Source organism: Colwellia sp. MB3u-55 (assembly GCF_014076785.1).
In the GTDB taxonomy this organism is placed as follows: domain Bacteria; phylum Pseudomonadota; class Gammaproteobacteria; order Enterobacterales; family Alteromonadaceae; genus Colwellia_A.
This window is the reverse complement of record NZ_JACGUS010000020.1, coordinates 154,607-169,694: the sequence shown is the minus strand read 5'-3', so window position 1 is coordinate 169,694 and position 15,088 is coordinate 154,607. Positions and strand designations below refer to the sequence as shown.

The window sequence follows — 15,088 nt, the reverse complement described above, 5'->3', positions numbered from 1 at the left end:
GAACTAACGCACACAGCAGAGGTCTTTAGTTGAGTATAAAATTACATTAATCATTTATGTTTATAAGAAGGTTGTCTCTTTTATGAAAAAACTGTCTGTTTTAGCAACAAATATTCTTCTTTCTAGCTCTATTGCCTTGGCAAGTTTGCCCGTTCAAGCCAATTTACCTTTTTCCGTTAGTGGTCAACAGTTGCCAAGTCTAGCGCCGATGCTAGAAAAGGTCACTCCGGGTGTCGTGCTAATTTCGGTTACCGGTACCCACGAAGATAAATCTACAGTACCAGATGCCTTAAAGTTTTTCTTTGGTAATCCTCAACAAAACCAATCAAGAAAGCGTGAATTTCGAGGTTTAGGCTCAGGGGTCATTATTGATGCTGCACAAGGCTACATAGTCACTAATAATCATGTCATCAGTGAAGCTGATGAAATTCAAATAACGTTAAAAGACGGTCGTCAAATCACCGCAAAAAAAATTGGCTCTGATGCCAGTAGTGATATCGCTTTACTACAAATAGACGCTGAAGATTTAATTGAAGTAAAGTTAGCTGACTCAGATAACATACGGGTTGGAGATTTTGCTGTTGCCATTGGTAGCCCTTTTGGTTTAGGTCAAACCGTCACATCAGGTATTATAAGTGCTTTAGGACGTAGCGGATTAAATGCACAGAATTACGAAGACTTTATTCAAACTGATGCAGCCATTAACAGTGGTAATTCGGGTGGCGCACTCATTAACTTACACGGTAAACTTGTTGGCATTAATACGGCGATATTAGGCCCTAATGGTGGCAATGTGGGTATTGGCTTTGCCATACCCAGTAATATGGTCGATAACATTGTTAAACAATTAATTGAGTTTGGCGAAGTTCGCCGCGGTGTCCTTGGCGTGTTAGGCCGAAGTGTGAATGGTGAAATCGCCAAGGCGCTAGAACTCGAGTCAAGCCAAGGTGGCTTTATCGAGCAAGTCATTGCTGATTCTGCTGCTGCCGATGCCGGTATTGAGTCTGGTGATGTTATTACCAAAGTGAACGGAAAAGTGGTGAAAACGTTTGCCGCCATTCGAGGAAAGATTGGCTCGATCGGTGCAGGCAAGTCTGTTGAATTAACGGTCATCAAAAAAGACGGTTCAGAAAAGACTTATGACGTTACGCTTAAAAAACAAGAAACAGCAAAAGTAGAGGCCGCAAGCATCCACAGAATGTTAGATGGGGCTGAACTTCAAAATAGTACGAATGATCAAGGTATTGATATTAAGTCAGTGGAAGAAGAAAGTCCCGCCGCCGCTATTGGCTTACAAAAAGGTGACGTGATCAGTGGAATAAACCGCACACGTATCAAGTCTATAGGTGAACTACGCAGCTATTTAAATGATAACAAAGGGGTTTTTGCTCTCAATATTGTCAGAGGTAATAGCACATTGTTCTTAATGATCCGCTAATACCACAGGGGTGATATTAGACTTATCTAAAGGCTCTTTATGAGCCTTTTTTATTTTTCAAACTATAAGATTAAAGCAGACCTATGCTATGCTAGCGATATTAAACACTCATCATAAAAATTAATTTTGAACATAATAAACCTAATAAAATACATTGTTCGTCCAGCCAGTTATGGCGTGATGATAGCTGTTACTCTACTTCTGTTAGTACCAGAGTTACGGAACAACACTTTACAAGTACTGCAAAACAATCAACCACAACAACAACCATTATCTTATGCAAGAGCAGTAAGTACTGCCAGTCCTGCTGTTGTTAACATCTATTCAGAAGATATAAGCACTAGCCCTGTCTATGGTGCAAAAGCAAGAAGGTCTACCCGCTTAGGTTCTGGCGTTATCATGGATTCTAACGGCTATATATTAACCAATTTTCACGTCGTACAAAATGCTGATTTAATAAATGTTGATCTGCAAAATGGCCAACGTTTTTCAGCAGAACTTATTGGTTATGATACTTATACTGATTTAGCCGTCCTTAAAGTAGACACGGCTAACCTACCGGTTATTCCACAGAGAGCTGATTTACAATCACTTGCTGGTGATGTGGTATTAGCGATAGGTAATCCACTGAATTTAGGACAAACAGTGACTCAGGGCGTAATTAGTGCCACAGGTCGTAGCGGTTTAAGTGTCATTAATTATTTAGAATTATTACAAATGGACGCGGCCATCAATGATGGTAATTCCGGCGGTGCGCTTATTAATACTAATGGCGAGCTGGTAGGTATTAATTCAAGAAAGTTCATTGATACAGAAAGGAATATTCAGGGAATATTTTTCGCCGTTCCTTATTCACTCGCCCATAAAGTGATGCGAAAAATAATTGCTAATGGTCGGGTAATACGTGGCTACTTAGGCGTAAGTATTAACTCGCTACCAAACAACTTTAAAGGTTTTACTATTGCTGGCGTTGAAAAGAACAGCCCTGCCTTTAGAGCTGGCTTGCAACCGGGTGATATCGTTTATCAGATTAATAATGTCGCCATTAGTTCATTTATACAAGCACAAGATATAGTGGCAGAAACTCAACCTGGCAGCGTATTACCTTTTAAATTAATACGAAAGAAACAGTTAATAGAAATATCTGTCACTATTTCTGAAAAGACAAAAGATTAACCCGTAATAAAATGATAATACCAAATATATTTTATTTCTTGCGCCAAAAGTTAACAAACATTTGGCACTGTTGATAAACAGTTTGCCTAGCTCGTTCAGCTCAGTTCAACAAGACAGTGATTAAATTATAACGCCATGGGTGTTTTATTTCTTGCGCCAAAAGTTAACAAACATTTGTCGCTGTTGATAAACAGTTTGCCTAGCTGGTTCAGTTCAGTTCAACAAGACAATGATTAAATTATAACGCCATGGGTGTTTTGTTTCTTGCGCCAAAAGTTAACAAACACTTGGCGCTGTTGATAAAGAGTTTGCCTAGCTCGTTCAGTTCAGTTCAGTTCAGTAAGACAGTATTGATTACGGCCATTGTTTTTCGCCTGATAGAGTAAACTGTCCGCTTTTTGCATAACATTAGCGACAACAACAGACTGAGATGACTTAACCACCACAGCACCAACACTGACTGTTAATTGTGGCGACACACTAGAATACTGATGTTTAATTTTTTTATCTTTAATCGCTTGAGCAATATTACTGAGCATAATTTCGGCGCTCGCTTCATCACAATCAGGTAAGATAATAACAAATTCTTCACCACCATAGCGTGCGATAAAGTCTCGTGGTCGTACACAGACCTCACGAAGCGCCTGTCCGACTTGCCTTAAAGCAACATCGCCAGCGCCATGACCGTAACCATCATTATATTGTTTAAAGTAATCGATATCGAGAATTGCCACGAGTAGATTGGTATGCTCATATTTATTTGCTGCAACTTCATCTTTTAAAACAATATCCATCTTGCGCCGGTTATTAACCCCAGTTAAGGCGTCAATATGAGCAATTTCATCTAACATTTTACGTTGACGAATTAATTCTAAATGCATCATCACGCGAGCAATAACAATGTTAGGTTTAAAGGGCTTATATATATAATCACAGCCGCCTAAATTAAAACCACGCTCTTCATCATCATCATTAGCTAAACCTGTGATAAAAATAACCGAGATATTCATTGTCTTAGGGTCATTTTTCAAATAATCGATGACCTCAAAACCAGAAATATCAGGCATAACCACATCTAATAAAATAAGATCAGGAAGATGTTTTATAGCAAGTTCTCTGGCTTGTTTACCATTTTTCGCAAAAATAATTTTTGCTTGTTCCTGCAACAACTCTTTTAGCATTTTACGGTTTGCTTTATCGTCATCAACAATTAAAATGATTTGCTCTAAAGTTTTCATTTTCCGCTATCAACTTTTTCTTTTAAAACAGATAATAATCAAGCTAAACTTGACCCACTCATACTCACTTGCCCTTGAGCCGACTAATAGACAAGTTTATTCCTTAATGCTTCGATAAGGCTTAATGCGCTAGCGTATTCGATATCTTCAACTAATTCGACAATATTATCAACAAGTTCAACGAGGTCACTTCCTCGGGTATATTCGATTAACTGCGGTAATAAGTCTTCGACTTCTGCATCTTCTTTTTTAAGTAAGTCGACAATAGAATTTAACAGTACGAGAAGTAACCCTTTGTTAATGAACATTTTAGGCTCATCAGTTAATAACCTATCTGTATTACTATTAGTCAAGGTCGCTAAGGCTGATAATATCATCTGGTGTTCTGTTATTAGTTGTCTGATGAGTGATAAACAGTTCTCAGGTTGCTCTTTTATTTTCCCTTCCAGCTCTGCTGATAACTCAGCTAAACAGAAGGCACCAATATAAGCAGCATTAGATTTCAAAGAATGAATCATTCGATATAGACTTTCAACATCTTTATCTTGGTAAGCTTGCTCCATTTTTTGAGGGATTTTTAGGGTACTTTTATGAAAGTCGACAACGAGTTTTTGATAAATGTGCTGTCTGCCACCCATCGCCAGCAAGGCTTTCTTACTGTTTAAACAGCTCAGTTGTGCAATGCGATTCATTAATGTTTTTTCAGAGTTATCCGAGATTAACTCAGTAACATCAAGATTTTGCTCTTTAATATCGACAGATTTGTTTACCACGGCATTAATTTTATCACTTAAGTATTTTGCCATTAAACTAAATAACGCATTAGGGTCAATCGGTTTAGTGAAATATTCATTCATACCGGCTGCCAAACATTTATTGAGCTCATCTGGCATCGCGTGAGCTGTCATAGCAATAATAGGCAGTTTTTTAAATTGGGCTTGTTTTCTAATTTCTTGTGTAGCTGTTACCCCATCCATTTCAGGCATTTGAATGTCCATCAAAACCAAGTCATAACTTTTATTGGCTAATTTTTCTAGGGCGACAAGGCCATTCTCTGCAACATCAACATTCGCTTGGGTATCTTCTAAAAACCCTAAGACGACCTGTTGGTTTAACTCATTATCTTCAACTAATAATATGTCGGTTGTTGAAAAATCCATTAAACTTGCATTTTTTATACTGTAAAAGTCTTCATCTGGGGAGATTTTTAATACGTCCATTATCGCCTCTAATAGCAAGCTGGCATTAACAGGTTTCTCTAAGAAGCCATCAATACCTGATGAATGTGCTAACGGCATGGCATCACTTTTATCAAATGCCGTCACCATTAACACTGCTCGAACGTTATATTGATTTTTATCATCTTGTATCGCTTTAGCAAAAGAAATACCGTCCATTTTGGGCATACGCCAATCAGTAATAACCACATCATAAGATTTATTATTACTTTTTGCCGTTGCTAACAATGCTAATGCTGTTTCTGCGCTAGCTACTGCGGTAATTTGACAATGAAACTCTTGTAACAACTCAGTGATAACATTCAAGCAAAGCTCATTGTCATCCACCACTAATATATTAAGCCCTTTAATAGCGTTAATATTTATCAGCTCATTGCCCGGTAAATCGCTTTTTTCACAGACAATATTAAAGCTAAATTTACTACCTTCTCCTAACGTACTTTCAACCCAAATCTCACCCCCCATTAAACCACTTAACTCTTTACAAATAGATAAGCCTAAACCAGTGCCACCAAATTTTCGGGTAATTGAACTGTCGGCTTGGGTGAACGACTGAAAGAGGTTATTCATTGTTGATTGTTCGAGACCAATACCGGTGTCACTCACACTAAATTCAAGCGTTAGCTGATTACGGTCATCAGCCATTAATGACTGTTTAGCCAGAGCGACTTCAATAAGGATATGTCCTTGTTCGGTAAACTTAATGGCATTACTCACTAAGTTCACTAAAATTTGTTGCAAGCGCACCGGATCAGACTTGATATGCTTTGGCACATCGCTATGTACTTTAACAATAAGCTCTAAATCTTTAGCATGAGCACGCAACGCACAAATATTATTGGTTTTATTAATTAAGCCCCCCATATTCATTGTTATCGACTCTACTGACATTTTACCGGCTTCAATTTTGGAGAAGTCTAGAATATCGTTAATTAGTCCTAAAAGCGCTTGAGAAGCGTCTTGAGTTTTGCTAATTAAGTCTTTTTGATGGGGATTTAAATCAGTTTTCAGGGTTAAATAACCTAAACCAATAATAGCATTCATCGGTGTGCGAATTTCATGACTCATTTTTGCCAAAAACTCACCTTTTGCTTGCATCGCATATTCGAGTTCAACGGTACGCTCAGCAACTTTCGTTTCTAAACTTCGGTTAATATCGAGCAAGGTTAAATGCGTTTCAACACGCGATAATAGTTCGTGTTTTGAAATGGGTTTAGTTAAATAATCATTACCGCCAGCAGAAAAACTTTCAACTAAGTCAACGACTTGGTTTTTAGCCGTTAAAAAGATCACTGGTAATTCATTCACTGAATATTTTTCTCGAAGTTTTCGACAGACTTCATAACCTGAAACTTTTGGCATCATAATATCAAGTAAAATTAAATCAAACGGACGTTCCCCCGCCAACAAGCCTTCACTCGCTTGTTCAATAAGCGCTAAAGCTTGTTCACCACCGTGGGCTTGAAAAAGCTGATAATCCAGTGACAATAAATAGTTATTTAACACTTGACGGTTAATCGGATCATCATCAACGATTAATACTCGAAAATCATTATTCTCCTTATTGGTCGTATTATCTTTTGGTGATAAAATATCAACAGGAAAGTAGTCAATAGTGTCATCTATGGCCTGTAATCGTGATAACTGTTGCTTAGTTTGCTCATGGTTTACATCCCCCACGGCGATAAGTTCACTTAATTCACTATCACTTATATCGTAAATCGGAAGCGTGAAACTAAATATGCTGCCTTTATTCTGTGTCGAGATTACCGTTATAGTACCGCCATGTAACTCAACAAGCTGTTTAGAAACCGCTAAGCCTAAACCTGTGCCACTTGCAGAACGTGTCTCGTTACCAGTAACTTGTTCAAATGATTTAAAAATAGTCGCCAAATTTTCTGCTGCAATACCAATCCCAGTATCACTAATATCAATACAAACAAATTGCTGTTCATCAGTATGGCTATTGCCCACTAATTGCGCAGAAATAGTCACGGTACCTGATGGGGTAAACTTAATGGCATTGCCGACTAAATTAAAAAGAATTTGCTGCAAACGGTCCTCATCAGCTTTGACCGCAGGGAAATCTTTAGCAATATTATTAATTAGTTCAATGTCTTTTGTTTTCAATGTAGCTCGAGATAAAGTAAAGACCACATCAACCATACTGTTAATATCAATTGCAGAGGTGTATATTTGTAAGCCATGATTTTTTAATTTCGAAAAATCTAAGATATCATTCACTAAGTTTGATAACCGTCGACCACTCGCCACCACCATAGACAAGTCATGATTCGCTTTTTCTGGCAACTGCCCAGCAACACCGTCAATTAATGACTCTGCTAAGCCAATAATACCGTTTAAAGGAGTGCGCAACTCATGAGAAGTATTCGCTAGAAATTCATCTTTTAATTTATCAACACGCGTTAAGCGAATATTAATAGCCTGTTCTTTTAAGCGTTGATAATTCAAACGATAAATAAAAGCGACTAATAAGCCAACACCGATAATAAAATAAAGGCTGAACGCCCACCAAGATAGCCAGGGTGCAGGTAATACGGTAACGTTTAACGACTTTCCTTGTTCGTTCCAATAACCGTCGCCGTTACTGGCTTTTACTCGAAAGACATAATCGCCTGCCGGTACATTGGTGTAAGTAGCACGGCGGTTTTTTGCATCGGTATAAACCCATTTCTCATCAAAACCATCAAGTGTGTAAGCATATTTATTACTCATCGGCTCAGAAAAGTGGAGAGCTGAAAATTCAAAAGTGATCAGTTTTTCAAGGTGAGTTAACGTTAGTTGTGTTAATTCATTGATGACAGCATCAAGCATAAATGGCTGTTCAGTTTTATTACTACTTTCTTCATATGAGCCTACTTTAACCGTTTCATTATGTACCAAAAAATTGGTTAGGACGATATTTGGTAACCTGGTGTCGTCTTTAATATCTTGTGGATAAAAATGGTTATAACCATTGACGCCACCAAAGAAAAACTCACCCGATTTACTTTTGTAATATGAAAGCGTGGCAAACTCCTTTGATTGAAGTCCATCAGTAACATCATAGTTTTTAAAGGTTTCTGTTTCTGGATTAAAGCGTGACAAGCCATTGGTTGTACTCAACCATAAGTGACCTTGTTCATCTTCTAAGATGCCATAAATAGTAGTACTGGCAAGACCATCTTTTTCTTTATAATGGATGAACTTTTCTGTTAATGGGTCAAATTTATTTAAACCATTTGAAGTCCCCAACCATAAAATACCGTCGCTCGTTTGATGGATTGCATCAACAAATTGATTACTAAGGGTATTGTCATTTTTTGGGTCATGCTGAAAGTGCGTAAAAGTCTTCGTTTTAGGGTCAAACTTATTCAGGCCACTAAACATGGTGCCGAGCCAAAGAAAGCCTTTATCGTCTTTATGTATCGCCCATATATTATTACCTGACAAAGAATTTATATTGTTAGGATCGTGCATAAAGCGAGTAAACTTTTTAGTGCGCGTATCAAATTTATTGAGACCACCGCCCCAAGTACCTATCCATAAAGTATGCTCATCCTCTTCAAAAATAAATAATATATTATTATGACTAATACTGTTTGGATCATCAGGGTTATGCATAAAGCGGGTAAAAACTTTTGTTTCAACATCAAAAAGATTTAAACCACCACCAACAGTACCCAGCCAAACACCTTGTTTTTCGTCATTGATTAACCAAGTAACCGTATTCGCTCCTATGCTATTATTATTGGCCGGATCGTGTAAATATTGATGATATTGGCCAGTCGTTTTGTCATATTCATTTAACCCTGATTGATACGTTGAAATTAATAATTTATCGGTAGAGTGTTCCAAAAAATGAAAAAAAGCACCGCCTTGTAAGTGATTTTTTTTTGTTACATCTTGTACTTTATGGTTAAATTGTTCTCTAGATACGTCATATTTATCAATACCATTGATATATGTACCTATCCATAAGTTATTGGCATTATCATTAATAATGGCCCTGATATCATTGTCGATTAGGCTATCAGGTTTTTTCTTGTCTGATTGCAGATGCTCAATACTTTTGCTGATGAGGTTATAACGATAAATCCCCTTATTCCTAGTCGTTATCCATAAGTCATTATTATTCCGTAGTAAAAATGAGGTAATATAGCTACTAGCAAGTTGATTAATTAATGTTTTGTGCTCACTAAGCAAACCGTTTTTCTTGTGGTATAAATACAAACCATTTTCAGTGCCCAACCATAATGTATTATCGTCATATTCTAAAAGGCTGGTGATACTTTGCTCTTTAAGATCTACTTTCACAGCGTTCAGCGTCTTAGCTTTCACATCAAAAAAACTAAGTCCACCTTGCGTACCCAGCCATAAATCATTGTTGCTATCTTCTAGAATAGCTAGAATATTGTTACGTAAGGCATTATTTTCTTCACTCTGGTGGGAGAATAGAGTAAAGCTTTCCCCATTAAATTTATTTAATCCATTTTTGGTGCCAACCCATACGCTACCAAACTTATCAGCAGTCAATGTTTGAACCATATTGTTACTCAAACTATTATTTTGCTTGTTGTCATGTAGAAATGTAGTAAATGACTCCGTACTTTTATTAAACCTATTTAAGCCGCTTACTGTTCCAAACCATAAATTTTCATTGCTGTCTTGGGTAATCGACAACACATTATTATTAGATAAACTATCAAATTTATCGCTATTGCTGCGGTACACTGTAAATTGATAACCGTCAAAGCGATTAAGACCATCAGTAGTTCCAGCCCAAATAAAACCTTGTTTATCGTGATATAGAGCTTGTACTGATGCTTGTGATAACCCTTGGTCACGAGAGAAGTGATCAAAACTATACTGCGAGTTTTCTGCATAGCTGTGTAGCGACGTAGCACATAATATGATGAGGGAAAATAATTGAATTAAGCCGCGCATTTGTTTCTTCTTTTTATAAATAATGATTCAAGTAAGCTGGTATGTAGCTTAAATATAAAGTGTGACATCAACAAGTTATAATTAAAATTATCACTTGACAAGAAATTCAATTAATTACTATGCTATCGCAACTTTATTTCAATGTACTGGTATAAAGTAAGGTAAATAATACCTCTAATTTAAGGATAAAAATATGTCTAATAATAAAAGTAACGTAGATCAACTTCATGACGCTGGAGTTGTCAACAAAGCAGAGCTAAGTGATGAACACCTAAAAGCGATCGATAGTTTATCAAAAGAAGAAGTTGCGCAATTAGAATCTATTCATAAAAGTGCGAACAAAGGCAATGATAAGCCTGTTGGCGTTATTGTTTAATGGAAAAAAAGAATACGTTAATGCATTACCAACGTTTAAATACAAACCTTTTGTTAATGAAAATACGAGCAGGTGCTGTAAATAGTACCTTTACTCAACTTGCTTGTTACCCTGATGTTTGCATAGAACAAGCCATCGTAAATTATAAAATATCAACGACATCTACAGAATTGATGAAAGAAGTTATTCGTTGCGCTGAATTACGTCCTAAAGACCCTATATCAAAACCCCTTATTGCTTACATGGAAAAACATATTCCTGAAGAGCTTAATCATGACGAGTGGTGCTTAGAAGATCTAGAAGTACTTGGGGTACCCAGAGAGTCTGTTATCAATAAAATACCTTCAACCAATTTAGCCGCCTTAATTGGTTCACAATATTACTGGATCCGCCATGCTGACCCGATTGCCTTTATGGGATACTTGGCCTGTTTAGAGGTGAACCACCCTACCGTTGAATATGTTGAAACATTAATTGAAACTTCAGGCCTACCGGCAGCAGGCTTTAATAGTTTAATGCATCATGCCAAAGTTGATCTACATCATAAGCAAGACATTATAGACACAATAAACGCTTTACCATTAACGCAAGAGCAATATAAATTGATGGAACTCAGTGCTTTTCAGACTTATCGCTATGTCGCTTTAGTGATGGAAGATGTTTGTCGGGTAGCACCTGTTCAACAATAAACGAGTACTTAATATCACGATTCGTTATTATTCTTTTGATATCCACTCACCCGATGACAACCGCCTTTACTGCTTTGTCTAAATTCAAATACCCTGAAGGATAATCTTTTACATCGGGTAACTTCGGCGTTTGCCCTTTTAATGCAAGTGCTAAATAACAGTGACTCAATGAGAGCAACAATTTGTTTTTTATCAGTATTGCTAATGCTTTATTCACGTTGATGTCATCATTAGGGAGTGCTAACGCGGCTAACTTACTGATTAAGCGACTTTTTGATACTGGCTCTTCACATAATCTGTAAATACATGCTGTTAAACCTGATAATTGATGGGTAACGTTAGTGGCCACTTTACGGGTGTCAATAACAACAATGTTTTCGCCTTGGTCGCTCATATAAAGTAAAGGTACTGAGCTACCACTCCATTGCTGTGACCATAGCGTAACTTGCTCTTGTAGTAACTTATGGCCCGCTATATTGTGAACATTACCAACCGTTAAACTAAAAATAGCTTTATCTTTTGTTGATTTTTCATCAAAAAAATAGGCGATATTAGCAAGTTCATTTTCTGTTAAAGGATAAATATACTGATAACTTTGTAATGGTTCAAGCGTTAAACCGTACTTTTCAGGGGCTTTAAAGTAAGGGCTAAAGCGCGGATAGCGTATTTTAATCAGCTCATGATAAGGTGGTTGTAAGTGCATAATAAGCGGCAGTATTTCTGCCATTTCATCATACCAATGGTCTTTTTCGTTTGGCGCTCCGCATAACAAATTCCATGAAACTCTCACACCAAAATTTAAGCTCCATTTAAGTGCAGAAACATTTTGAATACCGGTAGCACCTTTAGCAACGAGCTTTAAAAAATCGTCGTGCAAACTTTCAAAGCCAGGTTGTATCCATTTAACCCCAGCATCTGCAAGTTGAGCGACATGCTCTTTTTTCAGGTTAGACTTTGTTTCATAAAAGATATTATATTTTTGCTCCTTACTTAATGCAGGTAGCACTGTTTTCATGTATTCCATCGGTAAAATATTATCGACAATTTCTAATTTATTAATGTTGTATTTTTGATGAAGCTCCTCAAATTCAGCTAATACTGCTGACGAAGACTTTGAACGATGCGTCATGCTAACACCGTTTAAGCCACAAAAAGTGCAATGCTTTTTGGCTCCCCACCAGCATCCTCTCGAGGTTTCAGCTAACAAACCCGGATGAATACTTGCCGTTAAACCTAAATTATTTAACGTACTAAAATAGCTGTCGTAAATGGGGGTAGCCACCTGAGCCATATCTTCAATATAGCCACGTGGTGGCTTAGTAGACACCTTGCTTTGTGAGAGTAGTAAGTCATTATTTTGTTGGCAAATAAAACCATATGGTAAGTTATGCGTGCCAATAAATTCATTACGCATCAGCTTATCAATGAACTTACCGATAACATCGTCACATTCACCTGAAAAAACGTAATCAACCCACGGAAAAGACTCACTAATGGTTTGACCCATAATACTTTCACAGTTCGCTCCTCCCATCATTGTTACTACATTGCTATTTTTTTCTTTGATCATGCGTAGTAACGCCAAAGAGGCACAATTTTGTTGAAAGGTAGAAGTACAGGCAACGACTTTGGGTGAGTTTGCTAGGATGCGATCAGCTAACTCAGCAATATATTGTTCAGCTTTATTCCTAGTGGATAAAAGTTGCTGTTTTATGGTGTCGGTCAAATCAGTAAATAGCCCAAAGAAACCGTCGTCATCAGGTTTTTTTTCTGGAAAAGCACCACGAGAAAATGTCCATTCGCCAATGAGATGTTCAAAAAAAGAGTTGTCTATTTGATCATAAAGTTCAAGGCCAATTTTTGTCGAGAATTCAACATTGCCATATATTGTTTCTACTTGGTGACCATATTTATTAATATAATTTTCAATGAGCCCCAGTGCTAGAGAAGGCCGAGTAATTGAAGAATACGGCATATTGATCAAGTAGATAGTTGAAAGCATGAAAGAGACAGGTCTGATTAAATTTAATTGATCGATATATTAACAACTAAAATTATTTTTCGCTTCCTTTAATCTCTTTGGTATAAAGGACAAAGTTCATACACTCTTATCGACCTAACAAAGCAAATATTGTATCTTTAGTCATTGTTATTGTTTATAAAATTGAAAAAGACATGGAAGCCTTGCATAAAAGAACCATACAACCTGATATCAATGATCATCGTGATCACCAATTTTGTCTGCATCACGGTGACAAATCGCCCCAGTACAACCATATAACTTGCCCAGTTAGATTAAAAGAGCAAATGGCTGAAGATATTCTCCCTAGGGTAGATTTACGCAAAAGTCTTACCTCAGAAATAATTAACCAAGGCTTACTTAATTCATGCTCAGCCTGTGCTATTGCCGTAGCGGCTGAACTTTATTTAGTCAAAGATAATCAGCCTTTTATTAACGAGAACATCAGTAATATCGATGCTTCACAAATGTTCATTTACTACAATGAACGGGTAATAGAAGATAAAGTTGATTTAAATGCCCCCGTTTTTATTCGTAACGGAATTAAATTACTGTTTAAAAACGGTATTTGTTCAGAAATCTCTTGGTCTTATCCTGAAACAACATTACCCAAAAGCATTAAAGATATTATTAGAACAGGCAGCGTTGCAGAAATTGCAGCAGCGATAGCAAAAGCACTAAAAGACAATGAAACCGAGTTACATGCTGCTATTTCACAAAGCCCCTCTGTGCAGGCACTCACACAAGCAAAAAAACATATCATCACCCGTTATTGCAAATTAACCCTAGATAACGGTTTACTCGACCTAAAATTATCTTTGTCGAAAGGCTTTCCCGTTATTTTTAGCATGATGGTGCCGAGAAGTTTTTACTTAACACCGGCGAGTGGTATTTTTACTATGCCAGCCCAAAATGAAGTTATGCTCGGTGGTCATGCCTTACTAGCCGTTGGATATAATGATGCGGCACAGCACTTTATTGTAATAAATTCATGGGGTAAAGAATTTGGTGACCAAGGCTATTGCTATATACCTTATGATTTTTTTATTGGTAAATATAACACCAATCAAATAAGTCAGGCTGAAGAGTCACAAGATAACACCTTTAGCTTTTGGTGTTTGACTCATGACTAATTACTGAGTAACAGGTTATGAGACACAGGGGTGACCATTTAATGGCATTAATCTCAGGTAGAGAAACTTAGCTATATAAACTTAGATACGTTGGCCTAACCATCAATCAATACCGTTAATATTTGCGGATTATTGTGCAATGTTCGATGTACAGGACAACGGTCAGCTATTTCAATTAATTGTTTTTTTTCATTATCACTTAACAGCCCAAACAACTGAACTTTGTGGAGTAATGATTCTATCTTTTGATCATGCTCTGACGCTTTGTCTACATCATTTAAATAATGACGCTCGTGGGATAAAGAAACTTCATCGTGCTGAAGCGATATTTTTTTATGGTCGGCGTACATACGAATGGACATTGCCGTGCAAGTGCCTAAAGCAGCAAGTAAATATTCATAGGGATCTGGACCTGAATTCTTCCCACCTGACTGAGTCAATTCATCTGCATACCAGTGATCAATCAATTTAATTAAATTAAATTAAATCATAGTGAGACTTATGTAAAAACTTATCATTATAAAATTGTACTTGTCGCTCAAATATTAATTCTTTTAAATCATAAGCTTACTTGCGCCACCCTGTGCTAATGCAAATAGCCCTAAACTCATATCCCAAGCCTATCGGTGATTATTCAGGGTGATTAAATGCACTCTAAGACTAACAGGCTTATCTTTATAATGTTCAGACACTGCCAGTAACGTTGGCCAGGTAGTGCGAGAATGTGGGCATTGAATATCAATAAAAGCATCAAGAGTAATGAGTGCCGCTGCATCACCGAGAAGGAAGCCGCTCGGGCAATGAGAAATAGGTATCGTCATTACAAATATTTC

The 15,088-nt window shown here is 37.1% G+C and carries 10 protein-coding genes; 5 read left to right on the top strand and 5 right to left on the bottom strand.

The genetic code is table 11. The features are described from left to right. The first annotated feature begins 82 nt into the window (after window positions 1-82). Complete coding sequence (locus H4J66_RS00825; protein ID WP_182169307.1) at window positions 83-1,438, top strand: Do family serine endopeptidase; 1,356 nt, start codon at window positions 83-85, stop codon at window positions 1,436-1,438. Window positions 1,439-1,564: 126 nt separating this feature from the next. Next, window positions 1,565-2,614 (top strand): trypsin-like peptidase domain-containing protein, encoded by a 1,050-nt coding sequence (locus H4J66_RS00820; protein ID WP_259368614.1) that lies wholly within the window; start codon window positions 1,565-1,567, stop codon window positions 2,612-2,614. Window positions 2,615-2,940: 326 nt separating this feature from the next. Here the strand turns inward: H4J66_RS00820 and H4J66_RS00815 are convergent, their stop codons facing one another. Both H4J66_RS00815 and H4J66_RS00810 read right to left on the bottom strand, forming a co-directional pair. Further along, entirely contained in the window at window positions 2,941-3,852 is a 912-nt protein-coding gene (locus H4J66_RS00815; protein WP_182169305.1) for a diguanylate cyclase domain-containing protein, read from the bottom strand. 83 nt (window positions 3,853-3,935) lie between these two features. Next, window positions 3,936-10,037 carry a response regulator gene (locus tag H4J66_RS00810; RefSeq protein ID WP_182169303.1) on the bottom strand — a complete coding sequence of 2,034 codons (6,102 nt, stop codon included), beginning with the start codon at window positions 10,035-10,037 and terminating at the stop codon, window positions 3,936-3,938. Window positions 10,038-10,230: 193 nt separating this feature from the next. Here H4J66_RS00810 and H4J66_RS00805 point away from each other — a divergent pair, with 193 nt between their 5' ends. Next, window positions 10,231-10,413 (top strand): hypothetical protein, encoded by a 183-nt coding sequence (locus tag H4J66_RS00805; RefSeq protein ID WP_182169301.1) that lies wholly within the window; start codon window positions 10,231-10,233, stop codon window positions 10,411-10,413. Further along, window positions 10,413-11,102 carry an iron-containing redox enzyme family protein gene (locus tag H4J66_RS00800; protein ID WP_182169299.1) on the top strand — a complete coding sequence of 230 codons (690 nt, stop codon included), beginning with the start codon at window positions 10,413-10,415 and terminating at the stop codon, window positions 11,100-11,102. Before H4J66_RS00805 ends, H4J66_RS00800 begins: the two co-directional genes overlap by 1 nt. A gap of 46 nt (window positions 11,103-11,148) precedes the next feature. Here H4J66_RS00800 and H4J66_RS00795 read toward each other — a convergent pair whose 3' ends face one another. Next, window positions 11,149-13,104 carry a RiPP maturation radical SAM C-methyltransferase gene (locus H4J66_RS00795; RefSeq protein ID WP_259368615.1) on the bottom strand — a complete coding sequence of 652 codons (1,956 nt, stop codon included), beginning with the start codon at window positions 13,102-13,104 and terminating at the stop codon, window positions 11,149-11,151. 173 nt (window positions 13,105-13,277) lie between these two features. On the opposite strand from H4J66_RS00795, the gene H4J66_RS00790 reads away from it, so the two are divergent. Then, window positions 13,278-14,255 carry a C1 family peptidase gene (locus H4J66_RS00790; RefSeq protein WP_182169295.1) on the top strand — a complete coding sequence of 326 codons (978 nt, stop codon included), beginning with the start codon at window positions 13,278-13,280 and terminating at the stop codon, window positions 14,253-14,255. Window positions 14,256-14,350: 95 nt separating this feature from the next. Here H4J66_RS00790 and H4J66_RS00785 read toward each other — a convergent pair whose 3' ends face one another. Both H4J66_RS00785 and H4J66_RS00780 read right to left on the bottom strand, forming a co-directional pair. Next, window positions 14,351-14,695 carry an OsmC family protein gene (locus H4J66_RS00785; RefSeq protein WP_259368616.1) on the bottom strand — a complete coding sequence of 115 codons (345 nt, stop codon included), beginning with the start codon at window positions 14,693-14,695 and terminating at the stop codon, window positions 14,351-14,353. A 180-nt stretch (window positions 14,696-14,875) separates the two neighbouring features. Beyond that, complete coding sequence (locus tag H4J66_RS00780) at window positions 14,876-15,076, bottom strand: DsbA family protein (RefSeq protein WP_182169293.1); 201 nt, start codon at window positions 15,074-15,076, stop codon at window positions 14,876-14,878. Window positions 15,077-15,088: the final 12 nt, after the last annotated feature.

Excerpts from the sequence above, each read along its gene's own strand:
- H4J66_RS00805 (WP_182169301.1), top strand. The coding sequence starts at position 10,231 with ATGTCTAATAATAAAAGTAACGTAGATCAACTTCATGACGCTGGAGTT.
- H4J66_RS00825 (WP_182169307.1), top strand. The coding sequence starts at position 83 with ATGAAAAAACTGTCTGTTTTAGCAACAAATATTCTTCTTTCTAGCTCT.
- H4J66_RS00780 (WP_182169293.1), bottom strand. The coding sequence starts at position 15,076 with ATGACGATACCTATTTCTCATTGCCCGAGCGGCTTCCTTCTCGGTGAT.
- H4J66_RS00800 (WP_182169299.1), top strand. The coding sequence starts at position 10,413 with ATGGAAAAAAAGAATACGTTAATGCATTACCAACGTTTAAATACAAAC.
- H4J66_RS00795 (WP_259368615.1), bottom strand. The coding sequence starts at position 13,104 with ATGCTTTCAACTATCTACTTGATCAATATGCCGTATTCTTCAATTACT.
- H4J66_RS00815 (WP_182169305.1), bottom strand. The coding sequence starts at position 3,852 with ATGAAAACTTTAGAGCAAATCATTTTAATTGTTGATGACGATAAAGCA.
- H4J66_RS00790 (WP_182169295.1), top strand. The coding sequence starts at position 13,278 with ATGGAAGCCTTGCATAAAAGAACCATACAACCTGATATCAATGATCAT.
- H4J66_RS00810 (WP_182169303.1), bottom strand. The coding sequence starts at position 10,037 with ATGCGCGGCTTAATTCAATTATTTTCCCTCATCATATTATGTGCTACG.